Raw genomic sequence first — 25,969 nt, 5'->3', positions numbered from 1 at the left:
CCGCGAGCCTAGCCGACGAGGGCGCCGAAAACCAGCGCGCGCGGTCCCCGAGGGACGGTTGGCCCCGACTTCGCATGTCGCGGGGCGATCGAAGGGAGAAATGCGGCATGCAGGCGAATTTTCGCAGGATCGACGTCACCGCGGCGCGTCAGCTCATCGAGCGCGGGCGCGCGCTGGTGATCGATGTGCGCGATCCAGACTCTTTCGCGCGCGGCCACATAGACGGGGCCGAGCCGGCGAGCCGGGAGAACATCTCCTCCTTCGTCACTCTGACGCCGAAGGACCGGCCGGTGGTGTTCTGCTGCTATCATGGCAATTCCAGCCAGGCCTACGCCAAATATTTCGCCGAGCAGGGCTTTTCGGACGTCTACAGCCTCGACGGCGGCTATGAGGCCTGGGCGATCGCCGAGCGTTCCGCGCCAGCCGCCGCGGCGGCGCTGAGCCCGGCGCTGGAGGCTTTTCTGGCCGAGCACGGCTTCGCCCCCGGCGACGCCAATGGCCGCAACAAGGACAATGTGACGCCGCTGATGGTCGCCGCGCGCCTCGCCCCGCCGGCGCTCGTCGCCGAGCTGCTGCAGGCCGGGGCAGATATTCATGCGACAAATGTGGACGGCAATCAGGCGCTGTGGCTCGCCTGTGTCGGCGAGATAGAGGAGAATATCGCGCTGCTGATCCGCGCCGGAATCGACATTCAGCACATAAATGTGAACGCCTCGACGCCGCTGATGTTCGCGGCCTCCTCCGGCCGCGCCCGCGCCGTGGCGCAATTGATGGCGGCCGGCGCCGATCCGTCCTTCGAGACCGACCTCGGCCTCACCGCGCTGGACATGGCCTCCACCAAGGAATGCCTCGATCTGATGCGCGCGGAGGCGAAGCGCCGCAAGGCGGCGGCCGCCGCGTCCTGACGCTCAGCCGTCCTTGCCGCTGACGCCGGCGCTGGCGAAAGTCGCCATTCCGCTGTGGCAGGCGAGCGCCGCCTTGACGACGCCGATCGCCAGCGCCGCGCCGGAGCCCTCGCCGAGCCGCATGCCGAGATCGAGCAGCGGCTTCTTGCCGAGCCGCTCCAGCACATCCCTATGCGCGCCCTCCGCCGAGACATGGCCGGCGAGGCAATGGGCGATGGCGTCCGGGCTCAGCGCATGCAGCAGCGCCGCCGCCGCGCAGGCGACATAGCCGTCGAGCAGCACGGGAATGCGATTGCGCCGCGCCGCGAGAATGGCGCCCATCATGCCGGCGATCTCGCGCCCGCCGAGCCGGCGCAAAATCTCCAAAGGATCGGACAAATGTCCGGCGTGAAAGGCGAGCGCGGCGTCGATGACGGCGTTCTTGCGCGCGAGCCCTTCATCGTCGACGCCGGTTCCGCGCCCGGTCCAGCGCGCGGCTGGACCGCCATAGAGCGCGGCGTAGATCGCCGCCGCCGAGCTGGTGTTGCCTATGCCCATCTCGCCCGGCGCCAGCAGATCGATCCCGCCGTCCACCGCCTCCATGCCATAGACCAGAGTGCCGGCGGCCTCGCGCTCCTCCATGGCGGGGGCTTCCGTAAAATCGCGCGTCGGATGCTCGAGCGCCAGCTCGAAGACCTTGAGGCCGATTCCATGGGCCTTGCAGATCTGATTGATCGCCGCGCCGCCGGCCGTGAAATTATCGAGCATCTGCCGCGTGACGGCGGCGGGAAAGGCGGAGACGCCCTTGGCCGTGACGCCGTGATTCCCCGCGAAGACGGCGACGAGCGGCCGCTCGATCCGCGGCTCCGCGCGGCCCTGCCAGGCGGCCAGCCATTCGGCGACCTCCTCGAGCCGCCCGAGCGACCCCGGCGGCTTGGTCAGCTCCGCGTCGCGCCGTCGCACGGCGTCCAGGCTGTCGCGGCAGGGGGCGGGAAGGTCGGCGAGAAGATCGCGAATGTCGTCGAAGGGCGTGCTCATGCGGCCTGGGTGGGGCATTGCGGGGGTGGGAGTCAAGCGACGGAAGGGGAGGCGATCGGACGACGGCGGCGTTCTCGCTATGCGCGCGAATCCGACTGCCGGGGAGGCGAGAGCGGAGGCGTCGGCGGGCCGCCCTGCTCGAGCGCGCTCCTTTCATCCTTTGCGCTTTTGAAAAAATCATGTGCAATGCAGCGCGAGTGAGATTCGTCGGAGTGAGAGCAGAGTGACCGAGCGTCCGCAGACATCCGTTTCCTATGGCGCCGCTGCGCTCGTCTTTCTGGCGGCGGCGGTGGTTCTCGCGTTTCCGTGGCTCTCCGGCCGCGTCACCGTCCCCTGGGACGCCAAGGCGCATTTCCAGCCGCAATTCGCCTTTCTCGCCCATGCGCTGCATTCCGGCCAATCGCCGTTCTGGACGCCCAATGTCTTCGCCGGCTCGCCGCAGCTGGCCGATCCGCAATCGCTGATCTTCTCGCCCTTCTTCCTCCTCGCCGCCTGGCTCGTTCCCGAGCCCTCCTTCGCGCTCGAGGACGGCATTGTCTTCGCGATGCTGGCGATGGGCGGGCTCGCCTTCATCGCCTATTTCCGCGACCGCAAATTTTCGGCGGAAGGCGCGCTGCTCTGCGCGCTGGCTTTCGCCTTCGGCGGCTCCGCCGCCTGGCGCATTCAGCATACGGGGCAGGTGATGAGCCTCGCCTGGTTCCCGGTGACTTTGTTTCTGCTCGCCCGCGCGCTCGATCGCCGCTCGGCGCAATGGGGCGCCTATGCCGGCGTGGCGGCGGCCTTTCTCGTGCTCGGCCGCGATCAGGTCGCTTTTCTGGAAGTGCTCATCCTCTCGGCCTACGCCGTCTTCCGCGTCTTTTCCGACGACGCGAAGATTTCCACCGCCGTCGCGCCGCTCGCCGCCGGCGCGGCCTGCGGAATCGCCATCATCATCGTTCCGCTGCTGCTGACACTGGAGCTGGCGTCGCAATCCAATCGGCCGGCCATCGATCTCGAAGGCGCTCTGCGCGGCTCGCTGCATCCGGCGGCGCTGCTCACTTTCGTCTCGGCCAATCTCTTCGGCACGGATGGTCCGCTCGCGAATTTCTGGGGTCCGCCGGCGGCGGTCTTCGGCTCGCCGGATCTCTTTCTCGCGCGTAATATGTGCGACGTCTACATCGGCGCGCTGCCTTTGCTCTCACTCATCGCGCTGGCGCGCCACGGCCTGCCGTCCAATCGCGAGATCAGCTTTTTCACCGCCGCGGCGCTGGCGCTGCTGCTCTATGCGCTCGGCCGCTTCACGCCGGCCTTTGCGCTGATGTTCCATATTCCGGGCGTCGATCTCTTCCGCCGCCCGGCGGACGCGACCTTCCCGCTCTGCGCCGTGCTCGCCATTCTCGCCGGCTTCGGCCTCAATGTTATCGCCAATGCGCCGGGCAAGCCGCCCTTGCGCTATCTCGCGGCGGCGCTGGGCGTTCTATTCGCGCTCGCCATTGCGCTCGCCTGGAGCAAGGATCATCTCGCGGCGGCGCTCCTGCCGCTCGCCGAGAGCGCCGGCTTCGTGGCGCTGGCCTTTCTCGTCATCGCCTTCGCGCCGCAGCTCGCCACGCGCCGCTATGCGCTGCTCGCCGCCGTAGGCGCGACGATGACGCTCGATCTCGCCTTCAACAATGGCCCCAATGAATCGACGGCGCTGCCGCCGCAGAATTTCGACGTGCTGCGCGCGGACACGCAAAACGACACGATCGCTCTCTTGCGCGCGCGTCTCGCGGCGACGGCGGCGCCGGATCGGCGCGACCGCGTCGAGCTCGCGGGCATAGATTTCCACTGGCCCAACGCGTCGCTGGTGCATGGCTTAGATCAGGAGTTCGGCTACAATCCGGTGCGCCTGCGCCTGCTCGAGGATGCGACCGGCGTCGGCGATCATCTCGCGCTTCCCGATCAGCGCGTCTTCTCCAAGCTCTATCCCTCCTATCGCTCGACGCTCGCCGATCTCATCGGGCTGCGCTTCATCGCGACCGGCGTTCCGATCGAGGAGATCGACAAAAATTTGAAGCCGGGCGATCTCGAATTCATCGGGCGCACCAAGGACGCCTATGTCTATGAGAATAATCGTGCGCTACCGCGCGTGCTGCTCGCGACCTGCGCCACGCGTGTCGATTTCGCGCAGATGATCGAGGATGGCGTTTGGCCCGATCTCGATTATCGCGCCAGCGTTCTGTTGGAGGAGCCGCCCGTCTGCCGCCATTCGCGGCCGGAGGAGGGCGAGGCGAGCGGCGCGCGCATCCGCTCTTACCGCAATACGGAGGTCGTCATCGACGCCGACGTTCCGCGCGGCGGCGGCTATGTGGTGCTGAACGATATTTTCCATCCGTCCTGGACGGCGGAAATCGACGGCGAGCCGGCGGAGATTCTCCGCGCCAATGTGATGTTCCGCGCCGTCGCCGTGTCGCAGGGCAAGCATGAGGTGCGGTTCGTCTATCGTCCCTTCGACGAGCTGTGGCGGCGGCTGACGGGGCGGACGCAGTGATTTTATTCCATTCATTTCAACGAGGCCATAGATGCGGAACAGGTCTCTTCTGCGCGCGTCCGCGCGTCTGCTCGCGCCCTATAAAAGGCAGGCTCTCGCCGCGGCGCTGACGGGCGGCGCAGCGAGCCTCGCGACGGTCGGCGTTCTCGCCATGATCGAGCGCGCCCTCGGCAATGGCCTCGCCGCCGCCGAGATCGCGATTTTCGCCGGGCTCTGCGCGACGACTCTCGCAGGCGAAATCGTCGCGAACCGCTCGAACAGCGAGGTCGTCCAGGGCGCTGTCGCCGATCTGCGCAAGGAGCTGGTCGACAAGATTCTCTGCGCGCCGGTCGCGGCGCTCGAGCGCTTGCAGCGACATCGCATCGTCACGGCGCTCAATCACGACGTCGATGAAATCTGCGAGTTCGTGCGCGGACTTCCCTTTCTATTCGTGTCCGTGCTCACCGCGCTCGGTTGCGCCGCCTATCTCGTCTTTTTGTCCTGGCGCCTCGCGCTGGTCGCCTTCGCCTTCGCCGGCCTGCCGATCTATCTCATGCGGCGCGCCCTTTCGACGGCCTTCGTGCTATTCGACGCCGAAAGACGCGCGCGCGACGAGCTGCAGAAGGATTATGACGCGCTGATCGAGGGCGCGAAGGAGCTGCGCCTCAATCGCGCGCGGCGCGCTGTGTTCCGCAATGATCGGCTGTTTGCGCGGATCGAGCGCATACGCGATCTGACCACCCGCAATTTCGTGATCTTCTCCACTGTCGAGGCGATCGACACGACCTCCATCTTCATCGTCATCGGCGGGCTGACCGCCGCGCAAACGGCGCTAGGGGAAACGCCCGCGACGACCGGGACGTTCATCGTCGCGCTTCTCTATATGCGCGCGCCCGTCAATGCGGTGATCGCCCATGTCGCGATGTTCGGCCGCGCGGCGACGTCGTTTCGCCGCGTCGTCGATCTCTCCGAGAGCTTCACGACGGCGGAGCCGCGGCTCGTCGAAAGCGCGGCGCAGCCGCCTTCGCCGTTCTTCGGTTCGGTGGAATTGCGCGGCGTGACCTTTCAATATTCGCAGGAGGAGAATGTCGTCGGCTTCACGCTCGGCCCGACGGATCTTCACATTCGCCCCGGCGAAATCGTGTTCATCGTCGGCGAGAATGGCGGCGGCAAAACCACGCTGCTCAAGCTCATTCTCGGCGTCTATCCGCCGACGAGCGGTGAAATCCTCGTCGACGGCCGGCCGGTCTGCGACGCAGAGCGCGACGATTATCGCCAGCTCTTCTCCGCCGTTTTCTTCGATTATTTCCTCTTCGACGATGTGAGCGTCTCGCAGGAGTCGGCCACTGCTGCGCAGGATTATCTCGCGCTCATGGAGATTTCGGAAAAGACCGCGATCGAGAATGGCGTCTATACGACCACGGCGCTCTCCGCCGGTCAGCGCAAGCGTCTCGCGCTCGTGTCCGCCTTCGCCGAGGGACGGCCGGTGATGGTCTTCGACGAATGGGCGGCGGAGCAGGACCCGGCGTTTCGTCGCGCTTTCTATCGCGAGATTCTTCCCGATCTGAAACGGCGCGGCAAGACGCTCGTCATCATCTCGCATGACGACCGCTATTTCGACGCCGCCGACCGCATCGTCACGATCAGCGGCGGAAAAATTTCCGCAGAAGCCTGAGGCCGCTCACGTGTCCAGCCAGCCGGCGAGCTCTCGTCGCGCGATCGTCTCCAGCGCGCGCAATCCATCCTCGCTGTCGTTGAGGCAGTCGAGCCGCGCAAATTTTTCGCCGCCGGCTGTCAAATAAGAATGGCGCAGCTCGACGCCGATCTCCTCGAGCGTCTCCAGACAATCGGAGACGAAGCCCGGCGTCAGCACGGCGACGCGCTTTACGCCGCTCTGCGCCAGCTCCTGCAGCATATTCGCCGTATAGGGGCCGATCCATTGCGCGCGGCCGAAACGCGATTGAAATGCGAGGCGCAAATGCTCCGGCGACATGCCGAGCGCGGCGCGCAGACGATCGTATGTCGCCTCGCAATGGCGGCGATAGGGATCGCCGCGGTCGATCTGCGCTTGCGGCAGTCCGTGGAAAGAGGCGATCAGAACATCCGGCGTAAAATCCAGCGCAGCGAGCTGCGCGCGCGTCGAGGCGGCGAGCGCTTCTATATAGGCGGGATCGTCATAGAAGGGCGGGACGATGCGCAATGTCGGCTGCTCGCGCAACAGAGCCAGCGCGCGCGCTGTCTCATCGAAGACGGAGGCCGTCGTCGAGGCCGCATATTGCGGATAGAGCGGAAACAGCAAGATGCGCTCGCAGCCCCTTGCGCGCAGCGCGTCGATCTTCTCGCCGATGGACGGCCCGGCGTAGCGCATGGCGAAATCGACGATGACATTCTGTTCCGTGAAGCGCGCGCCGAGCTTTTCCGCCTGCGCGCGGGTGATCGTCTTCAGCGGGCCTTCATCGCGCTCGTTGTTCCAGATGGAGCGATAGGCGCGCGCGGAGCGGCGCGGCCGAAAGGTGAGCACGAAGCTCTCGAGAATGGGACGCCACAGCAGCGGCGGCAGATCGACGACGCGGCGATCCGACAAAAACTCGCGCAAATAGCGGCGCACCGACCAATAATCGGCGCCCTGCGGCGTGCCGAGATTGACGAGCAGAAGCCCGATGCGAGACGCGCTCATGCGATGATCTTTTCCAAGGCCGCCAGCTCCGCCGCCTCCATGGAGAAGCCATTCTCCTCGGCCGGAAAGCGCCCCTCGCGAACGTCCTGCGCATAAGCGGCGACAGCCGTCCGCAGCGCCGCGCCCAGCTCCACATAGCGGCGATTATGCTTGAAGTCGCGCGTTCCCAGCGCCGCGAGATCATGCACGACCAGCACTTGCGCGTCGCAATCGGCGCCGGCGCCGATGCCGATCGTCGGCGCGCGCAGACGCTCGGTGATCTTGGCCGCGAGCTCGCGCGGGATCAGCTCGAGAACGAGGAAATCGGCGCCCGCCGCATCCAGCGCCAGCGCGTCGGCGAGAAGCTTGGCTGCGGCTTCGGCGGTCTTGCCTTGGCGGCGCTTGCCCTCCTGATGCTGCGACTCGAGCCCGATGTGGCAGCAGACCTCATAGCCCTCGCGCTTCAGCGCGCGCACGATTTCGGGCCGTGCGCCTTCGAATTTCACGCAATCGGCGCCGGCCTGCGCGAGACGCGCGGCGCTGGCGAGCGCTTGCGCCTCGCTCTCATAAGTCGCGAAAGGAAGGTCGCCGATGAGATAGACGCCCGGCGCGCCGCGTCGCACGGCGGCGATGTGATGCGCCATATCGTCCAGCGTCACCTCGCGCTCGCTGGCGTAGCCCAGCACATTGGTGCCGACGCTGTCGCCGACCATGATGATATCGACGCCGGCCTCCGCCTCGAGCCGCGCGGTCGGCGCGTCATAGGCGGTCAGCACGACGAATTTCTCGCCGCGCTTCTTCATCTCGACGAAACGGCCGGCCGCCATCTGCTCACCTTCCCTGATGCGCGTCAGGGCGCTGTATAGAGCAAAGGCGGCCGCGGAAAAAGCCGCTCAGCGCGCGCAGGCCTGCGGCGGCAGCGGCAGGCGTATGTCCTGCAGCTCGTGGGTGCATTTGTCGCAACCCGCGAGCAGCGCATAGGCGACGACGAGACCCGCCAGAATGCAGAGCTTGCGCATGATCTTCTTCCTCGAAACTCCGCCGCCGTCGCCGCCACGATAGCGTCGCGCGGGTTAATAGCTCGAGAAGGGCGCCGCTGTCATTTCAGCACGACCACGCGGGTTCCGACCTTCACCCGATCATAGAGATCGGCGACGTCGCGATTGGTCATGCGGATGCAGCCGGAGGAGACCGCTTCGCCGATCGTCTCGCCCTCATTGGAGCCATGGATGCGATATTCGCTGGAGCCGAGATAGAGCGCGCGCGCGCCGAGCGGATTGTCCTGGCCGCCCTCCATATAGCGGGGCAGATCCGGCCGGCGCTTCAGCATGGCGGCGGGCGGGCGCCAATCGGGCCATTCCTTCTTGGCGGTGATCGTCTTCACGCCGGACCAGGTGAAGCCCTCGCGGCCGACGCCGACGCCATATTCGATCGCCCTTGTGGGGCCGAGCACATAATAGAGCCGCCGCTCCTTGGTGGAGACGACGATCGTGCCTTTCTTATATTGCGGATGACTCCACGCCACCTCCTGGCTCGGAATGGACTGCAGGCGGAAATTATTGACGAAATCCGCGACCGGGCCGCGATCCAGGAAATTTGCCGCCTGCGCCTCTCCCGAAAGGACGAGGCCGAATGCGATAGCTCCCGCGCAGCGCGCCCAGGTCGAGATCATGCCCATTGCTCTCCGTTCCGTTTACGTCCGCGTCGTTTCTCGGGAGCAAATGCGGCCGAAATGGGATGGCGCGTTTCCGGCGACGGATGCGATTTGGAAAATATTGCGGTCTATACGTCGCTTGCGCCGCTCGGCGCGCCGACGACTTATCTCCCCCCGAAACCGCAAAGGCTCCCTCATGCCGATCACTCTTCGCGCGCTGATCCTCGTCTCGGCGCTGTTCTTCGGCGCGGCCGCGCAGGCGGCGCCCGCCGCGCGAAATGCGCCGGTCGAAGTTTCTTCCGGCGTGAGATACGAACTCTTGGCGCGCTGGGACGCACATCGGCTGAATCAGATTTTGCAGACCGACACGCCGAAATTCGCGGGCGTCAAAGTGGACTACACGCCGGCGCGCAATGGCGTGAGGCTCTACAGAATCACCTATTCCTCCGTCATACCGGAGAAGGGCAACGCCCCGACCGTCGCCTCCGGCCTGCTCGCCGTGCCGGACACGAAGGAGACCTCGTTTCCGATGGTCTCCTATCAGCATGGCACCGTCTATGGGCGCCACGAGGTTCCCTCCTTCGCCGAGGACTCTCCCGAGACGCAGCTGATGATCGCGCAATTCGCCGGGCAGGGCTACGCCGTGATCGGCGCCGATTATTTCGGCCTCGGCGTCTCGCAGGAGCCGGAGGGCTATATGGTCAAGGCCAGCCATCAGCAGGCTTGCTATGATCTGCTGGTCGCCAGCCATAGCGTGCTCGACCATTTGAAGCTGAAGAGCGACAAGCTCTTTCTCTCGGGCTGGTCGCAGGGCGGCTTCGTCACCATGGCCTTTCTGGAGAAGCTCGAGAGCGCGGGCGTCGCCGTGCGCGGCGCGGCCACCGCCAGCGCGCCGCTGGATCTCTTCGCCGCCATGGAGGGCTTTCTCGACTTTCCGCGGCCGAACGACGCCGTCTGGCTGAACAGCATCTTCATCCTCTCGGCCTTTTCCTATGAGAACTACTATGGCGTTCCGGGCCTCGCCCGCTCGCTCTTCGCCGAGGAGCATTACGACATCGCCAAAAAGGCCTATGACCGCGAGCCGATCGATCCTGCGGCCGTGCCGACCGATCTGCGCAAGCTCGTCAAGCCCGATTATTTCGACCCGCATTACTTCGCCAGTTCGGCCTTCGGCCGCCTCATTGCGGCGACGCAGGCCTATCGTTGGGTGATAAAATCGCCGGTTCGCAACTATTACGGCGAGGCGGACGAGGCGATCACCCAGGGCGTTGGCCGCATGGCGATGACCTATGCGCAGGCTTTCGGCTCCGGCAATAAGGTCGTCGAGGCCGTCTCCACCGGGCCGACGACGCATCGCGGCACTTTCGCGACGGCGGTCCCGCAATGGAAGGCCTGGTTCGACGGCCGCTGAGGGGCGGCCCTTGCATCCTGCGCCCACGCCGCTATAAAGCGCGCTTCGCGACGCTTCCGGCCGGGGGCTGAACGGAAGGCCTTTGGCTCCGCCGCAGGCAGGGTTCGCCCGTCTTCCAGTGTCTCCGCCTTCGAACTTCCCGATCGAGCCTTTCCTTTGAAGGCTCGAAGGGCTCTGCGCCGAGAGCGGGCTCGCGACGATGAGGAAAGGCAAGAGAATGGCTCTCTACGAGCATATCTATCTTGCGCGCCAGGACGTTTCGCCCCAGCAGGTCGAAGCGCTGACGACGCAGTTCAAGGGCATCATCACCTCGCTCGGCGGCAAGGTGACGAAGACCGAATATTGGGGCGTGAAGTCCCTCGCCTATCGGATCAAGAAGAACCGCAAGGCGCATTTCACCCTTCTCAACATCGACGCCCCGCCGGCGGCCCTGGCCGAGGTCGAGCGTCAGCAGGGCCTGAGCGAGGATGTTCTGCGCTTCCTCACTTTGCGCGTCGATGCGCTGGAGGAAGGCCCCTCCGCCCAGCTGCGCAAGCGTGACGACGACGACCGTGGCGACCGCCGCGGCCCCGGCGGCCCGCGCCCCGACCGTGGCGATAGAGGCGACCGTGGCGACCGCCGCCCGCGCCGTGACGAACCCCGCGCCGAAGGAGAGACTTTCTGATGAGCGCCGCAGCCCGCCGCCCCTTCTTCCGCCGCCGCAAGTCCTGCCCCTTCTCCGGCGCCAACGCCCCGAAGATCGACTATAAGGACACGCGTCTGCTCTCGCGCTACATCTCCGAGCGCGGCAAGATCGTGCCCTCGCGCATCACGGCCGTCTCGGCCAAGAAGCAGCGCGAATTGGCCCAGGCCATCAAGCGCGCCCGCTTCCTCGGCCTTCTGCCTTACGTGATCCGCTGAGGCTTCGGGCCTTTCGGCCCGTCCGCTGGAATTTCACGGCCGCGCGACGAGCGCGGCCGTTTTCGTTTCTGTTCCGCATTTTTCGATGATGGGAACGGGTTCCGATCACGACGCCGAGTTTCCCGCACGGCATGGTTGCCGCCGCCGTTCGCCGCCATTAGTGTAAAAACTCCGAATATTCGCTTGGGTCTACAGGCGGAACGCGCGAATGAACTACGTTTTTTACACGTCCTCGAATCCCGTCACTTATGGGTCTTACACGACTCTCATATCGGGCTCGAACACACTGCTCGGCGACCTCGGGTCGACCACTAAGAACTTCTATTATCAACTGCGCAGCGCGAGCGGAAATCCCGCGGTCGGCGAATCGATCGAATTGTGGCGATATTCGAGCGACTCGTCCTCGGCGACATTGGTCGCATCCGGCGTCTATCTCGGGAAATATACGGGCGGCTATCCGGTCATCAGCATATCGGGCGTTTATGAGATCATCGGCTCCGCGCCCTTGGGTCCCGTGTCCTTTTCGGCGACCGCATTCTGCTTTCTCGCCGGCGTCAAAATCGCGACGGCCGCTGGAGAAATCCCGGTCGAGGAGCTCAAACGCGGCGATCTCGTCATCACCCGTTTCGGTGGGCTGCGTCCGGTCGTCTGGGTCGCTCGGCAGAGATTTCGGGGCGAGTTTCTCGGCGAGAAAGACGCGCCCATCCGCATCGTCGCAGGCGCGCTCGGCCCCAATCAGCCGGCGCGGGATCTCGTCGTCTCGCCGCGGCATTCCATCTTCATCGACGATCTTCTCGTCCTCGCCGAATTGCTCGTCAATGAGGTGACCATCGTTCGCGCGCCGATGGTCGGAGAGGTGGCCTATTATCACGTCGATCTCGGCGAGCATGATGTGCTGCTCGCCGACGGAGCTTGGGCGGAGAGCTATTACGAGCTCGACAATCGCCAGGACGCGCATAATTACGCCGAATATCTCGAGCTCCGACCGGATCATCGGCCAACGCGTTGCAAAAGCCGCCTGCCGATCGTCGATAGTCGAAACGACGAGAGGCTCGGCGCGCTGCGTCGGAAGATTCTGGACCGTATTCCGGCCGACGCGCTCACCGACGACGCCGACGTTCATCTCGATGTCGATGGCGTCCGCATCGAGCCGTCTTTTCACGCGCAAGGCGTTTGGCGCTTCGAGGTTCCGGCCGGCGCGAGACGTCTGCGGTTGAAATCGCGTACCGGCCGCCCCAGCGCATTGGGCGCTCGCGAATTCGACGAGCGTCGTCTCGGCATTGCGGTCGCCCGGATGACGATCGAGACGCGCGACGCCGACATTACGCTGCGCCTCGACGGACCGGGAATGGGCGAAGGATTTTGGCAGCCCGAGCGGCAAGGCGACGTGGTCCTCCGTCGCTGGACGTGCGGCGACGCGCTCATTCCCGCCGACCGCATCGCCGGAGAGAAAGAGCCCGTCACTCTCATTGTCGAGGGCTCGGTTTTGCGCGTCTATTTCGCGAGCGGCCTCGAAGCGCCGGATGTCCGAAGCGAAGCCGGCGCTCGCGACGCGCGGGCGGCGCAGGTTCCGGTTCCGCTGTCGGCGCGGCGCGCCACAATGGCGTGAAGCCGCTCACGCCTACGCCGCTCGAACGACGCCTGTCGCGTGATCCTTCCTCTGCTGCAATGTTGTCGAAGCCGTATTTTTCTCTAAATTAAATCGAATTATAATCGAGTTGAAATCGGCTTTGCTCTGTAAAGTCGAAGCTCATGCCGCCAATAGAAGCTCCGCCAATAGAAATGGCGTGTGCAAATTTCTTCTTTACCTCGGCGGGGCCTCGGGCCAGTATCCGCAAAGGGAGACTGCGTCCGGCGATACGAGAACTCGACAATGCGCGCGGAGAAACCGCAGCGCGGCCGGAGGCGACCAGAGGAGGGAGAATGTCGGAGGCCGCGACGGCCGACGACTGGCGTCGACTTGTGTTCGATGAGACAGTCGCGGGGTTTCTGCTCGTCGACCAGCTCGGTAATGTCATCGGCGCCAACGCCTGGGCGCGCCGCATGTTCGGCTTCGCCGCGGAGGAGGCGATCGTCGGTCAGCCCCTTTCCCGTCTCTTGCCGGAGGCTTCGACTGTCGCCGGCGGCTCCGACCACGGATTGCAGGGCGTTCGCTATGACGGGGCGCGCTTTTCTGTCGATGCGCATTTCTCCTCGATCACGCGCGACGGCGAGCCGATCCTTCTCGTGACGATCATCGATCTTCGCGATGCGAGCGCCGAGGAGACCGCGCTCATCGCCCGCGCGCAGGAGCTGGAGCGCGTCAATGAGCGGCTCGCGCGTTTCGCTTTCGTCGCCTCGCAGGATCTTCAGGAGCCGCTGCGCAAGATCGCCGATTTCGGCGATCTGATGGAGGAGGCCATCTCGCGCGGCGCGCGCGAGGAGATCGTCCACGCCAATAGCGTCATGCGCTTTTCGGCGCTGCGCGCGCGTGCGCTGGTGCAGGATCTTCTGTCCTTCTCGCGCATCGTGAACGATGAGCTCGAGCTCGCCGTGCTCGATCTGCGCGAGGCCATCGCGTTTTCGCTGGCGGCGGTGTCGCCGACGATCGCCGAGACCAGCGCGCGGGTGGAGATCGATCTGCCGGAAGTCTGCATCACGGCCGACGCCACGCAATTTCAGCGGCTGGTGCAGAATATACTCGCCAACGCCATCAAATACAGAAAGCCCGGCCGACCGGCGGCGATCGACATAAAGGGCTTTTGCGACGAGACCTCGCTCTGCCTCGCCATCGCCGACGACGGCATCGGCTTCGAGGCGCAATATGCGCAGAAGATATTCGAGCCGCTGAAGCAATTGCACAGCAAGGTCGATTATCCGGGGTCGGGCGTCGGCCTCGCCATCTGCAAGGCGATCGCCGATCGCCATGGCTGGCGCCTCAGCGTCGAGGCGGAGCCCGGCGTCGGCGCGACCTTCTTCATCGTGCTGCCGTTGGGCGAAACGGGTTAGATCATCCGTCGAGCCGCTTGCCCAGCCGTCCGGCGAGGTCCTGCACATATTGCCACGCCACGCGGCCGGAGCGCGCGCCGCGCGTGATCGACCATTCCAGCGCCTCGCGCTCGATCGCCTCCTGCGGCGCCTCGAGCCCGTGATGGCGCGCATAGCCATGCACCATGGCGAGATATTCCGCCTGGCTGCAATTGTGGAAGCCGAGCCAGAGGCCGAAGCGGTCGGAGAGCGAGACCTTCTCCTCCACCGCCTCGCCGGGATTGATGGCCGAGGAGCGCTCATTCTCCATCATGTCGCGCGGCAGCAGATGGCGGCGGTTGGAGGTGGCGTAGAACAGCGCATTGCGCGGCCGCCCCTCGACGCCGCCCTCGAGCGCGGACTTCAAGGATTTGTAGCTCGTCTCCGCGGCGTCGAAGGAGAGATCGTCGCAAAAGAGCAGAAAGCCGAACGGCTTTTCGCGCAAGGTGGAGAGCAGCATGGGCAGGCTCTCTATGTCCTCGCGATGAATCTCGATGAGCTTCAGCGGCCGCGCGCATTCCTTTTCGCGCGCGATCGTCGCATGCACGGCTTTGACGAGCGAGGATTTGCCCATGCCGCGCGCGCCCCAGAGCAGCGCATTATTGGCCGGCAGCCCGCGCGCGAAGCGGCGCGTGTTGTCGATGAGCTGATCGCGCTGCCGCTCGACGCCCTCGAGCAGCGAGAGATCGACGCGATTGATCTCCGCGACGGGCGAGAATTCTCCGCGCGCGGCGCGCCAGACGAAGGCCTCGGCGCTGGAAAAATCCACCGCGCGCGGCGGCGGCGGGGCGAGCCGCTCCAGCGCTGTGGCGATGCGCTCGAGCAGAGCGATCTTGGTTTCTTCCGACATGAGGGCTCCTCGGCCGCGCGGCAAACGGGTCGGGCGCTTATAGCAGAATTGGCGCGTCGAAAGCGAAAACGCCCCGCGGCCGGCCGCGGGGCGTTTCGATTTCGTTTCGCCGTCGCCGCGGCGTTTTAAAGCGCGGAGACCTTCGGCTTGCCGGCGGCGGGCTTTCCCTCCGGCTTGGCGGGGGCCTTGGCGTTCTCCCAGCCGCCGGGGGGCGGCGGCACGTCATTAGCGGCGTTGTCCGGCTGCTTGGGGCGGAAGCCGTCGACGAGCGCCTTGGCGGCGGCCATGTCCTTGGAGTCGAGACGGGCGCGGACCTCGTCGCGCTTCTTGCCGGCGTCCTCGTCGCCCTGAGTGGCGGCGGCCGAGAACCACAGATAGGACTGCGTCAGACTCTGCGGAACGCCGAGCCCGCGGGCGTAGAGAATGGCCAGATTGAACTGGCTGTCGCGCACGCCATATTCGGCCGCCTTGCGGAACCATAGCGCCGCCTGGTCGTAATCCGGCTTGCCGTCGCCGCCGCCGGCGTGCAGCACGGCGAGGTTGTGCATCGCCCGGGCGTTGCCGGCGTCGGCGGCGCGCTTGTACCAGGACAGCGCCTTGGCGTAGTCGCGCTCGACGCCCATGCCCTTCTCATAGATGGAGCCGAGCCGATATTGCGCTGGAGCGAGGCCCTTTTCGGCCGCCTTCTCGAACCATTGGAAGGCGATCTTGGGATCGCGCGGGGCGCCGCCGCGACCCTCCGAATAACGCAGGCCGAGCTCATATTGGGCGCTGGCGTCGCCGGCTGCGGCGATCTCCTTGATGACGCCGAGCACGTCCTGCCGCGGCGCGGCGGGCGCATTGGCGGCGGGCGTTCCGATCGCGCCGACCGGCATGGGATCGACCGTCTGGGCGCCGAAGCGTCCGGGCGCCGGGGCCTGCGGATTGGGAGCGAAGGAGCCGACGCCGGAGCCGCCGGGCGCAAGGGTCGGAAGGCCGATCGGCCTCGGCGCGGCGGCCGGCGCCTTGGGAGGCTCGGCGGCCGACACAGTGGCGGGGGCGGGAGCGCTCGGCTCATGCGAGGCGGCGTCCTTGGAAGCGGCGTCCTTGGGAGCCGCATCCTTGGCGGAGGCGTCCTTGGGCTCGCCCGCCGCATCCTTGTCGGCGGGCTCGACGGAGGCGGTCGCCTCGTTCGGCTCCGCCTGAATGGCGGACGCCTGCGGAGCCGGATTGTCGAGCGTGACGCGCGCGATCTGATAGGCGCCGTAGAGCAGCACCAGCACGCCGACGCCGAGCAGCAGCGGCCGACGGCGGGATTGCAGCGCCGCGCCGACTCCGCCGCCCGCCGCGGCGACGCGCTCGGGCTCCGGCTTCTGCTCGGCGGCGATCTTCTTGGCCGCCTTGCCCTGGGCGGCCTTGCCCTGCGCGGCCGCCGCCTGGGCGTCGACCGCGGCCTGCTGGGCGGCGCGGCGCGCGGCCGCGATGAAATCCTGCTGCACAGAGCCGGAGCGATCGTCGTCGCGGGAGACCATCGGCTCGCGGCGCGGGCGGCGGTCGCCCGGCTCCAGCAGAATATCCTCGACATCGCCGACCGGCGCCGCGGATTTCACGCGCGCGGCGCGGCGCTGCTCGGTCCCGTCCTTGGCGCGCTGCGGCTCCGCGGCTGCGCCCGGCTTGGCCTTGCGCAGATCGGTCAGCTCGTCCTCGAACATGGAGAGACGCTCGACGACGCGCTGCAGCGTCTCATGGACGGCGGCGAGCGTCTGATTGGTGCGATGGCCGGCCTCGTCCTGGAAATGACGCAGCTCGACCAGCTCCTTCTCCAGCGCGTCCTGCAAGCCGCCGTGAAGCGTCGCGTCGCGCAGCGCATCCTGCGCGGCCTCGCGGGCGGCGATCTCGGCGACGCGCATGGTGGAGCTGCGCGTCTCCTCGACCTTGGTGGAGAGCGCGCCCAGCGCCCGCTCTATGGCGGCGAAGGAATCGGCGTTCATGTCGGCGCGGTCGAGCCGTTCCGCGAGCCGGCCGATCTGCTGCTCGAGCGCGCCGAAGGCGCTGCGATCGGCCTCGGGATCGAGCGCCGCATCCATCTTCTGCGCCAGCTGCCCGACCAGCTCCGCCAATTGCACATTGGCGTCGTCGCCGCGCCGGCGCGCGCTCGAATCGATGCGCGCGGCGAGCTCGGCGTGGACATGGTCGATGCGCTCGGCCAGCTCGCGCAATTGCTCTGAGCCGGCGGATTTCTGCGCGCTGGCGGCGACGGGCTGGAGCCGCTGCTCGAGCTTCTCGATCTTGCGGCCGAGCTCGTCGAAGCCCGGATGAACGATCCGGGCCTCGCTCGCCGCGTCGATTTTCTTGGAGAGGGAGCTGAACAGCCGCTCGAACTGATTGGGATCGACGCCGGCGCCGCCATTGCCCTTGCGCTCGACCTCGGAGCGCAGCGCGTTCATCGCCGCGGCGATCTCGCGCAGCTGCTCGGAGTCCGCGGATTTCTGCGCCGTTGTGGCGGGCTGGAGCCTCTGCTCGAGCTTCTCGATCTTGCGGCCGAGCTCGCCCACCGGATTTACGATTTTCGCCTCTGCGGCTGCGTCGATCTTCTTGGCGAAGGAGGCGAAGAGCTGCTCGACCTTGCTCGCGTCGACGCCCGAGCCATTGCGCTCTATGCGCGCGGCGAGCGATTTATGGACCTGCTCGATGCGCTCGTTGATCTCGTCGAAGCGCTTGCCGCCGCCCGATTTCGTCGAGATGTTGTCGAGCTTGGCTGCGAAATATTCGAGCCGGCGCTCGAGCGTGGCGAAGGAGCCGCCGATCTCGGTCGAGACGATGGAGCGAATGCTCTGCACGAGCTCGCTCACATCCTTGGCCGTGGCGACATTGGCGCCGACGGCGCTCAGCTCGTCGACTTGCGTGGTCAGGGCGGCGATGCCGGCCTCGAGCTTCTCGATCGGCAGAGGACGGCGCGATACCGCCTTCAGCAGCTCGTGAATCTCGCGCGTCTCGCCGGCGATCGCATCGATGGCGGCGCGATCGGCGCCGCCGGCGGCGTGATGTTCGGCGAGCTTCTCGTTCAGCGCGCGCACTTCCTCATAAAGGACGGCGACGATGCGGCTCGGATCGAGATCGCGCAATATGGAGGCGAGATCGGCCGTGAGGCGCTCCACCGGCGCCAGAACCATCTCCTCGACGCCATAGAGACGCTGCGCCTCGACGCGCTCGGTCAGCTCCCGCAGCGCCGATTCGACGGCGGCCACGGAGGCGCGCGGCGCGAGATCGACGAGCGCGCGGGAGAGCCCTTCGAGATCGCAGCGCAACAGATCGATCTGAGCGACGACTGCCGCCTGCTGCTCACCCTGAACATTCTGCTCGGCGCGGGCGGACATCAGCTGGCGCGACAGCGATTCGATCGATTCGGCGAGACCGTCGAAGATCGTCGGCCGCGCCTCGATCGCCGCTCTGGCGACGAAATCGTCGCCCGCCTGCTCCTCGAGCGCGCGCTGGCGCTCGGTGATCTCGGCGACGGCCTCGGCGAGCGGACGCCGCGCGGCGGAGCGACGATCGCGCTCCTGCCGGCCGTCGCGCTCCTGCTTGTCGCGCTCTTGCTTTTCTCGTTCTTGACGCCGGCGCAGCTCGGCGGCGCGGCGCTCCTCGGCTTCCTCGTCCAGCCGCGCCGCTATCTCGGCGAGCCGCTGATCGAGCGCGCCGAGCGCATTCTCGAACTCATAGGCGCGATCGTCGGTGGAGAGGCTGTCGATGCGCGCCTCGAGCCGGGCCAGCGCATTGCGGATCGGCCGCACGCCTTCATCCGGGCGGGTGGCGATGCGCTCCTCTATGCGGCCGAGCCGGTCCATCACCGCGCCGATATCGTCGCCGAGGCGCGCGCGGCTCGTATGATTGCGGTCGATCAGCTTGGCGAGGCCGGAGAGGGCGTTGGCCGTCTTGCGCTCGCTCTCGGCGGAACGCCGCTCGAAGAGCGCGACGGCGTCGTCGACGATGGCCTTGGCGTCGACCTCGGCGCGGCCGCGCGGCGCGAGCGCGCGGAAATCGTCTTCCGTCTCCTCGTCGCGCATGTCGCGTCTCGGCGCGTCTCGGCGCATGCGGCCGCGATCATTGCGTCCGTAGAGACGCGAGCGCAGCGCGCGCCGGCGCGCCGGAGCGCTCGGCTCCTCGTCATCGACGCCGGAAGAGCGGTCGTCGAAATTGGCTTTTTCTTGGATCACGTCATCGAGCCAAGCGGAAAGGCTCTTGCCCGAGCGACGTGCGGCGGCGCGCGCGACATCGCGGGTTTCGTGATCTAGACCCTTGAAGCTCCAGGAAAATGCCTCTGTCATCGGATATCCGGCGGGCTCGACCCGTGTTGGCCTGGGGAAAACTGGACGAGCGACGACTCGAGAGGCGCGAATCGCGCCGGAACGCTGTGAGGGCGGGGTACGCCGTCGCCGGGGACTTTCCTTCGAAGAAGGTAAATAAATGGTTAACGCTTGCGCGGAGCCGACCGCGTGGCTCCCCTATTGCGCAGGAAGGGCCGGCTCTCTACCTATTGCTGCGCAGGACGCACGCAACGAACCCCCGATTCGCACGCATTATGAACGACTTGTCTTTCGGCGTCCAAACGCGTTCGACGTTGCGTTTTCGTAACCGAGACAGGCGCATGATCGTCGATGAGCCGGCCGATCCCCGGGAAAACGCCTATATCGAGATATCACCTAACGGATCCGCGCAGGGAGGGCTCTCATGCCGATCTACAAGGCCCCGGTGGACGACACTCTCTTCCTCTTGAACGACGTCCTGCATTTCGAGCGCTATGGCAATCTGCCCGGATTCGCCGACGCTGCGCCCGACGTTCTGGCGCAGATCATCGGCGAGGCGGGGAAAATCTGCGAGGAGCGGCTGCAGCCCTTGAACCGCAGCGGCGATGCGGAAGGGTGCCGGCTGGACGCGGCTGGCGACGTCACGACTCCCGCGGGCTTCAAGGAGGCGTATCGCGAATTCGTCGCCGGCGGCTGGGTGGGGCTGGCGGTTCCGCCCGAATATGACGGACAGGGCCTGCCTTATACGTTGGCCGTGGTGATGAATGAATTCGCCTCGGCGGCCAACATGTCCTTCGCAATGTATCCGGGCCTGACGCAAGGCGCGCTCGCCGCGCTGCTGCGGCATGGCAGCGAGGAGCAGAAGCGCCTCTTCGCGCCGCCCATGGCGGCGGGCCGCTGGACCGGCACGATGAATCTCACCGAGCCGCAATGCGGCACCGATCTCGGCCTGCTCACCACCAAGGCGAGCCCGCGCGAGGACGGCTCCTATTCCATCACCGGGCAGAAGATTTTCATCTCCGCCGGCGAGCATGATCTTTCCGAGAACATTATACATCTCGTGCTCGCGCGTATCGAAGGCGCGCCGGCGGGGGTGAAGGGCATCTCCCTTTTCATCGTGCCGAAATACGAGGTGAATCCCGATGGGACTCTCGGCGCGCGCAACGCGGTGCGCTGCGGCGCGCTCGAGCATAAGATGGGCATTCACGGCAACGCCACATGCGTGATGAATTATGACGGCGCCAGGGGCTTTCTGGTCGGCGAGCCCAATCGGGGCCTCAATGCGATGTTCGTGATGATGAACGAGGCGCGGCTCGGCGTCGCCGTGCAGGGTCTCGCGCAATCGGAGGTCGCCTATCAGAATGCGGCCGCCTACGCCAAGGAGCGCCTGCAGGGACGCGCGCTCACCGGCGCCAAGAACGCCGGCGGCGGCGCCGATCCCATCATCGTGCATCCCGACGTGCGGCGCGCGCTGATGGAGATGAAGGCCTTCAACGAGGCGGCGCGGGGCCTCGCTCTCGCCACCGCGCTGGACAGCGATATCGCGCATCGCTCGGAGGATGCGAAGGCGCGTCAGGCGGCGGACGATCGTCTCGGCCTGCTGACGCCGGTGCTGAAGGGCGTGCTCACCGATCTCGGCTTCGAGAGCGCGGTGAAGGCGCAGCAGATATGGGGCGGGCACGGCTACATAGACGAGAATGGCGTCGAGCAATTCGTGCGCGACGCGCGCATCACCATGATCTATGAGGGCGCCAATGGCATTCAGGCGCTCGATCTCGTCGGCCGCAAATTGCCCAAGGACAATGGCCGCGCCGCAATGGCTTATTTCGCGGAGGTGAGCGACTTCATCGCCCACGAGAGCTCCGACGAGATGAAGCCCTTCGTGGAGCCGCTGAAGGCTGCGCTCGGCGATTTGCAAAAGGCCACGATCTGGCTGATGCAGAATGCGCTCGCCAAGCCCGACAATGGCGCCGGCGCATCTTATGATTACATGCATCTCTTCGGCCGCGTGGCGCTCGGCTACACATGGGCGCGCATCGCCCGCGCTGCGCTCGCCAGGAAGAAGGAGGCGCAAGGCGATGCTGCCTGGCTCGACGCCAAGCTGACGACGGGCAAATTCTATATGGAGAAGATGCTGCCCGAGACGGGCTTTCGTCTGGCGCGCATCACGGCGGGCGTCGATACGCTGATGAGCCTGCCGGGGGAGATGTTTTGAGTTTGGCGAATAGGGAGTAGCGAATAGAGAGAGGCGAGCTATTCGCTGCTCCCTATTCGCTATTCGCTCAGCAACGGAGTTGCTTCATGCCCGAAGCCTATATCTACGACGCCGTGCGCACGCCGCGCGGGCGCGGCAAGCCCGATGGCTCGCTGCATGAGGTGTCGAGCCTCGGCCTCGCCGTCACCGCTCTCTCCGCGCTGAAGGAGCGGAACAATCTCGACGGCGCGCCGGTCGATGACGTGATCCTCGGCTGCGTCGATCCGGTCGGCGAGGCGGGCGGCGACATCGCCCGCGCCGCGGCGATCTCCGCCGGCTATGGCTATGATGTGCCCGGCGTGCAGATCAATCGCTTTTGCGCTTCCGGTCTCGACTCGGTGAATTTCGCAGCGGCGCAGATCATGTCCGGCCAGCATGAGCTGACCATCGGCGGCGGCGTCGAGAGCATGAGCCGCGTCGGCATCGGCGCCTCCGGCGGCGCCTGGCCGGTCGATCCGACCATCGCCATCCCCTCCTACTTCATGCCGCAGGGCGTCTCTGCCGATCTCATCGCGACGAAATATGGCTTCTCGCGCGATGACGTCGATGCTTACGCCGTGCAGTCGCAGCAGCGCGCCGCGCGCGCCTGGGAAGAGAAGCGCTTTTCGAAATCCATCGCGCCGGTGAAGGACGTCAACGGCCTCACCATCTTGGATCGCGACGAGCATATGCGCCCCGCGACCGATATGCAGTCGCTCGCCGCGCTGAAGCCGTCCTTCGCTTTCTTCGCCGAGCAGGCGGGCTTCGATGCGGTCGCCATTCAGGCGCATCCCGACGTCGAGAAATTGACCCATGTGCATCACGCCGGCAATTCCTCCGGCATCGTCGACGGCGCCGCCGCGGTGCTGCTCGGCTCGCGCGAGGCGGGCGAGCGCCATGGGCTGAAGCCCCGCGCGCGCGTGCGCGCTTTCGCCAATATCGGCTCCGAGCCGGCGCTGATGCTGACCGGCCCGGTGGATGTGACGAAGAAGCTGCTCGCCAAGACCGGCATGAGCCTTTCCGACATCGACCTCATAGAGGTGAACGAGGCTTTCGCCGCTGTGGTGCTGCGCTTCATGCAGGCTTTCGGCCTCGACGATGCAAAAGTGAATGTGAATGGCGGCGCCATCGCCCTCGGCCATCCGCTCGGCGCCACCGGCGCGATGCTGGTCGGCACGGCGCTGGATGAATTGGAGCGCAGCGGCAAGTCCACGGCGCTGGTGACGCTCTGCATCGGCGCGGGAATGGGAACCGCGACGATCATCGAGCGCGTGTGAATTTCAAGCCTGCGGGAGCGACCCGATGAACCTCGTCAATTTCCGTTTCGAGACCGGCGCCGACGGCGTCGCTCTGCTCACCTGGGACAGCCCCGACCGCTCGATGAACGTCATCACCTTCGAGGTGATGGACGAATTGGAAAAAGTCATCGACGAGGTGGCGAGCAATCCTGAGATCAAGGGCTGCGTGATCGCATCGGGCAAGCCGGCTTTCTCCGGCGGCGCCGATCTCTCCATGCTGCAGAAGAGCGCGGTGGAATATGCGAAGGCCGTGCGCGAGCAGGGCGAAGAGGCTGCGATGAAGCAGTTCTTCGAAGGCGCGCGCAGATTGTCGCTGCTCTATCGCAAGCTCGAGACCAATGGCAAGCCATTCGCCATCGCCATTCACGGCGCCTGTCTCGGCGGCGCTTTCGAGCTGGCGCTCGCTTGCCATTATCGCGTGCTCTCCGACTCGGACAAAACAAAGGTCGGCCTGCCGGAAATCAAGGTCGGCCTCTTCCCCGGCGCCGGCGGCACGCAGCGCATCGCGCGGCTGATGCAGACGGGCGACGCTCTGCAATTGCTGTTCAAGGGCGAGCAATTGAAAGCGTCCAAGGCAAAGGCCGCCGGACTCGTTCACGAGCTCGCGCCGGAAGGCGAGATCGTCGAGCGGGCGCGCGCATGGATCGTCAATGGCGGCAAGGGCAAGGCGCCTTGGGACGTCGAAGGCTTCAAGCCGCCGTCCGGCCGCGTCTATTCGCCCGGCGGCATGATGGTATGGCCGGCCGCCAACGCCATCTACCGCCGCGAGACCTTCGACAATTATCCGGCCGCCAAGGCGATCTTGCACAGCGTCTTCGAGGGGCTGCAACTGCCCTTCGATCTCGGCCTACGCGTCGAGGCGCGCTGGTTCGCGCATATTCTGCGCTCCAAGCAGGCCGCGGCGATGATCCGCTCGCTGTTCCTCTCCAAGAATGAGCTGGAGAAGGGCGCGCATCGGCCGAAGGAAATTCCGCCGGCGAAATTCGCCAAGATCGGCGTGCTCGGCGCCGGCTTCATGGGCGCGGGCGTCGCTTATGTCAGCGCGCTCGCCGGCATAGAAGTGGTGCTGATCGATCGCGATCAGGAGAGCGCCGACAAGGGCAAGGCGGTGATCGACAAGCTCATCTCCGGCCAGGTGTCGCGCGGCCGCGCCACGGCGGCGGACAAGGAAGCGCTGCTTTCGCGCATCACAGCGACGCCCGATTATGAGAAGCTCGCCGGCGCCGATCTTATCGTCGAGGCCGTGTTCGAGGAGCGCGGCGTGAAGGCGGAAGTAACGAAAAAGGCGCAAGCGGTCGTGGGGCCGGATGTGATCTTCGCCTCCAACACCTCCACTCTGCCGATCAGCTCGCTGGCCGAGACGTCGCTTCGCCCCGAGAATTTCGTCGGCATTCATTTCTTCTCGCCGGTGGAGAAAATGCTGCTCGTCGAGGTGATCCGCGGCAAGAAGAGCAATGATCGCGCCGTGGCGACGGCGCTGGATTTCGTGCGCGTGCTGAAAAAGACGCCGATCGTCGTCAATGATTCACGCGGCTTCTACGCCAATCGCTGCGTGCTCAATTTCGTGCGCGAAGGGCAGATCATGCTCACCGAAGGCGTGCCGCCGGCGATGATCGAGACCGCCGCGCGCATGGCCGGAATGCCGGTCGGCCCACTCTCGCTCAATGACGAGATCGCGCTCGATCTCGCCTGGAAAATCCATCTCGCGACCAAGAAGGATCTCGGCGAGGCCGCCGTCGATCCGACGCAGGAGCGCGTGCTGCATTTCATGGTGGAGCAGGAAGGGCGCCTCGGCCGCAAGAACGGCAAGGGATTCTATGATTATCCGGCGAGCGGCAAGAAGAGCCTGTGGCCGGGCCTCGCCGCGCTCGCCGACGAGAAGCTCGATCCCGACGCCATCGATGTGGAGGAGCTGAAGCAGCGCTTCCTCGCCGTGCAGGCGGTGGAGGCGGCGCGCGTCTTGTTCGAGGGCGTCGTCACCGATCCGCGCGAGGCGGATGTCGGCTCCATTCTCGGCTTCGGCTTCGCGCCTTTCACCGGCGGCACTTTGTCTTACATCGACGGCGTCGGAACGGCGGCCTTCGTCGCCATTTGCGACGCGCTGACGCAGAAATATGGCGAGCGCTTCGCCGCACCCGCCGAGCTGCGCGAGATGGCGAAAAAGGGCGAGAGCTTCTACGGCAAATATGGCGCGCAGGCGAAGGCGGCGTGATGCGTTACAATCAGCTCGGCCGCACCGGCCTCTTCGTCTCGGAAATCTGCCTCGGCGCGATGACCTTCGGCGAGGCGGGCGGCGCCGGAATATGGGGCGCGATCGCCGATGTCGATCAGCAGGCGGCGATGCGCATCATCGAGCGCGCTTTCGCGGCCGGCGTCAATTTCATCGACACGGCCGATGTCTATTCCTTCGGCCGTTCGGAGAAAATGGTGGGGCAAGCGCTCGTCGATCTCGGCGTGAAACGCAAGGACGTCGTCATCGCCACCAAATTCTATGGCGAGACCGGCGCCGGCCCCAATGATCGCGGCGCCTCGCGCGGGCATATAATGGACAGCGTCGAGGCCAGCCTCGAGCGCTTGCAGACCGATCACATCGATCTCTATCAGATCCACGGCAATGACGCCGTGACGCCGATCGACGAGACATTGCGTGCGCTGGACGATCTCGTCTCGCGCGGGCTGGTGCGCTACATCGGCCTCTCCAATTGGCAGGCTTGGCGCATCGCCAAGGCGCTCGGCGTCTCGGAGCGGCTGGGCTATGCGCGTTACGAGACGGTGCAGGCCTATTATTCCATCGCCGGCCGCGATCTCGAGCGCGAGATCGTCCCTCTGCTCACAGAAGAAAAGCTCGGCCTCATGGTGTGGTCGCCGCTCGCCGGCGGCCTGCTCTCGGGCAAATATGGACCGGGCGCGCCCGAGGGCGCCGAGGGCCGCCGCGTCTCCTTCGATTTCCCGCCCGTCGACAAGGATCACGCCTTCGCTTGCGTCGCGGCGATGCGTGAGATCGGCGCGAAGCACGGCGCGAGCGTCGCCGAGGTCGCGCTCGCCTATGTTCTCGCCAAGCCTTTCGTCACCACCGTCATCATCGGCGCGAGGCGCATCGATCAGCTCGAGCAAAATCTCGCAGCTGTGAAGCTGCAGCTCGGTGCGCAGGATATGGAGCGGCTCGACGCGGCGAGCGCGCTGGCGAAGGAATATCCGGGCTGGATGCTCGAGCGTCAGGGCGCTTTTCGCCGTCCTGCGCCATTCGAGCCGAAATGAAGCGGTCATG

General features: G+C 66.0%; 19 protein-coding genes. 12 read left to right on the top strand and 7 right to left on the bottom strand.

Annotated features, from left to right (window positions below; all coding sequences use genetic code 11):
* The first annotated feature begins 107 nt into the window (after positions 1 to 107).
* A complete protein-coding gene (gene glpE, locus GYH34_RS17850; RefSeq protein ID WP_161914727.1) occupies positions 108 to 905 on the top strand; it encodes a thiosulfate sulfurtransferase GlpE in 798 nt (265 codons plus the stop codon).
* Positions 906 to 908: 3 nt separating this feature from the next.
* On the opposite strand, the gene cobT is transcribed toward glpE, so the two are convergent.
* Positions 909 to 1,922, bottom strand: coding sequence for a nicotinate-nucleotide--dimethylbenzimidazole phosphoribosyltransferase (gene cobT / locus GYH34_RS17845; protein WP_161914726.1), 1,014 nt, complete (start codon positions 1,920 to 1,922; stop codon positions 909 to 911).
* 223 nt (positions 1,923 to 2,145) lie between these two features.
* On the opposite strand from cobT, the gene GYH34_RS17840 reads away from it, so the two are divergent.
* Together GYH34_RS17840 and GYH34_RS17835 are read left to right on the top strand one after the other, a co-directional pair.
* Positions 2,146 to 4,431 (top strand): YfhO family protein, encoded by a 2,286-nt coding sequence (locus tag GYH34_RS17840; protein ID WP_161914725.1) that lies wholly within the window; start codon positions 2,146 to 2,148, stop codon positions 4,429 to 4,431.
* A 31-nt stretch (positions 4,432 to 4,462) separates the two neighbouring features.
* Positions 4,463 to 6,085 (top strand): cyclic peptide export ABC transporter, encoded by a 1,623-nt coding sequence (locus tag GYH34_RS17835; protein ID WP_161914724.1) that lies wholly within the window; start codon positions 4,463 to 4,465, stop codon positions 6,083 to 6,085.
* A gap of 6 nt (positions 6,086 to 6,091) precedes the next feature.
* On the opposite strand, the gene hemH is transcribed toward GYH34_RS17835, so the two are convergent.
* From hemH to GYH34_RS17820, 4 genes are all read right to left on the bottom strand, one after another.
* Entirely contained in the window at positions 6,092 to 7,087 is a 996-nt protein-coding gene (hemH, locus tag GYH34_RS17830) for a ferrochelatase (RefSeq protein ID WP_161914723.1), read from the bottom strand.
* Complete coding sequence (panB, locus tag GYH34_RS17825; protein WP_161914722.1) at positions 7,084 to 7,893, bottom strand: 3-methyl-2-oxobutanoate hydroxymethyltransferase; 810 nt, start codon at positions 7,891 to 7,893, stop codon at positions 7,084 to 7,086. Before panB ends, hemH begins: the two co-directional genes overlap by 4 nt.
* Positions 7,894 to 7,959: 66 nt before the next feature.
* Positions 7,960 to 8,085 carry a hypothetical protein gene (locus GYH34_RS22185; RefSeq protein ID WP_255461795.1) on the bottom strand — a complete coding sequence of 42 codons (126 nt, stop codon included), beginning with the start codon at positions 8,083 to 8,085 and terminating at the stop codon, positions 7,960 to 7,962.
* Between the two features lie 80 nt (positions 8,086 to 8,165).
* Positions 8,166 to 8,744, bottom strand: coding sequence for a L,D-transpeptidase (locus tag GYH34_RS17820; RefSeq protein ID WP_174242424.1), 579 nt, complete (start codon positions 8,742 to 8,744; stop codon positions 8,166 to 8,168).
* Positions 8,745 to 8,916: 172 nt separating this feature from the next.
* Between GYH34_RS17820 and GYH34_RS17815 the strand changes: the two genes are divergently transcribed.
* The 5 genes from GYH34_RS17815 (at position 8,917) to GYH34_RS17795 (ending at position 14,019) form a co-directional block, all read left to right on the top strand.
* Positions 8,917 to 10,131: an alpha/beta hydrolase gene (locus GYH34_RS17815; RefSeq protein WP_161914720.1), complete on the top strand. Its 1,215-nt coding sequence runs from the start codon at positions 8,917 to 8,919 to the stop codon at positions 10,129 to 10,131.
* Positions 10,132 to 10,348: 217 nt separating this feature from the next.
* Positions 10,349 to 10,795, top strand: a complete 447-nt coding sequence (gene rpsF / locus GYH34_RS17810) for a 30S ribosomal protein S6 (RefSeq protein ID WP_018266678.1) — start codon at positions 10,349 to 10,351, stop codon at positions 10,793 to 10,795.
* Complete coding sequence (gene rpsR / locus GYH34_RS17805) at positions 10,795 to 11,031, top strand: 30S ribosomal protein S18 (RefSeq protein ID WP_018266677.1); 237 nt, start codon at positions 10,795 to 10,797, stop codon at positions 11,029 to 11,031. The genes rpsF and rpsR overlap by 1 nt, the downstream gene beginning before the upstream one ends.
* Positions 11,032 to 11,239: 208 nt before the next feature.
* Positions 11,240 to 12,640, top strand: coding sequence for a Hint domain-containing protein (locus tag GYH34_RS17800; RefSeq protein WP_161914719.1), 1,401 nt, complete (start codon positions 11,240 to 11,242; stop codon positions 12,638 to 12,640).
* A 314-nt stretch (positions 12,641 to 12,954) separates the two neighbouring features.
* Complete coding sequence (locus GYH34_RS17795; RefSeq protein WP_161914718.1) at positions 12,955 to 14,019, top strand: ATP-binding protein; 1,065 nt, start codon at positions 12,955 to 12,957, stop codon at positions 14,017 to 14,019.
* 1 nt (position 14,020) lies between these two features.
* On the opposite strand, the gene GYH34_RS17790 is transcribed toward GYH34_RS17795, so the two are convergent.
* Positions 14,021 to 14,887 (bottom strand): ATP-binding protein, encoded by an 867-nt coding sequence (locus tag GYH34_RS17790; RefSeq protein WP_161914717.1) that lies wholly within the window; start codon positions 14,885 to 14,887, stop codon positions 14,021 to 14,023.
* Positions 14,888 to 15,012: 125 nt separating this feature from the next.
* Complete coding sequence (locus tag GYH34_RS17785; RefSeq protein WP_161914716.1) at positions 15,013 to 19,191, bottom strand: SEL1-like repeat protein; 4,179 nt, start codon at positions 19,189 to 19,191, stop codon at positions 15,013 to 15,015.
* Positions 19,192 to 19,594: 403 nt separating this feature from the next.
* On the opposite strand from GYH34_RS17785, the gene GYH34_RS17780 reads away from it, so the two are divergent.
* The 4 genes from GYH34_RS17780 to GYH34_RS17765 all read left to right on the top strand — a co-directional run bounded on the left by GYH34_RS17780 (position 19,595) and on the right by GYH34_RS17765 (position 25,959).
* Positions 19,595 to 21,385 carry an acyl-CoA dehydrogenase C-terminal domain-containing protein gene (locus tag GYH34_RS17780; protein WP_161914715.1) on the top strand — a complete coding sequence of 597 codons (1,791 nt, stop codon included), beginning with the start codon at positions 19,595 to 19,597 and terminating at the stop codon, positions 21,383 to 21,385.
* Positions 21,386 to 21,471: 86 nt separating this feature from the next.
* A complete protein-coding gene (locus GYH34_RS17775; RefSeq protein ID WP_161914714.1) occupies positions 21,472 to 22,680 on the top strand; it encodes an acetyl-CoA C-acetyltransferase in 1,209 nt (402 codons plus the stop codon).
* Positions 22,681 to 22,705: 25 nt separating this feature from the next.
* Positions 22,706 to 24,913 (top strand): 3-hydroxyacyl-CoA dehydrogenase NAD-binding domain-containing protein, encoded by a 2,208-nt coding sequence (locus GYH34_RS17770; RefSeq protein ID WP_161914713.1) that lies wholly within the window; start codon positions 22,706 to 22,708, stop codon positions 24,911 to 24,913.
* Positions 24,913 to 25,959: an aldo/keto reductase gene (locus GYH34_RS17765; protein WP_161914712.1), complete on the top strand. Its 1,047-nt coding sequence runs from the start codon at positions 24,913 to 24,915 to the stop codon at positions 25,957 to 25,959. The genes GYH34_RS17770 and GYH34_RS17765 overlap by 1 nt, the downstream gene beginning before the upstream one ends.
* The last annotated feature ends 10 nt before the right edge of the window (positions 25,960 to 25,969 follow it).

This window comes from Methylosinus sp. C49 (assembly GCF_009936375.1).
GTDB lineage: Bacteria > Pseudomonadota > Alphaproteobacteria > Rhizobiales > Beijerinckiaceae > Methylosinus.
This window is presented reverse-complemented; position numbering and strand designations above follow the sequence as displayed.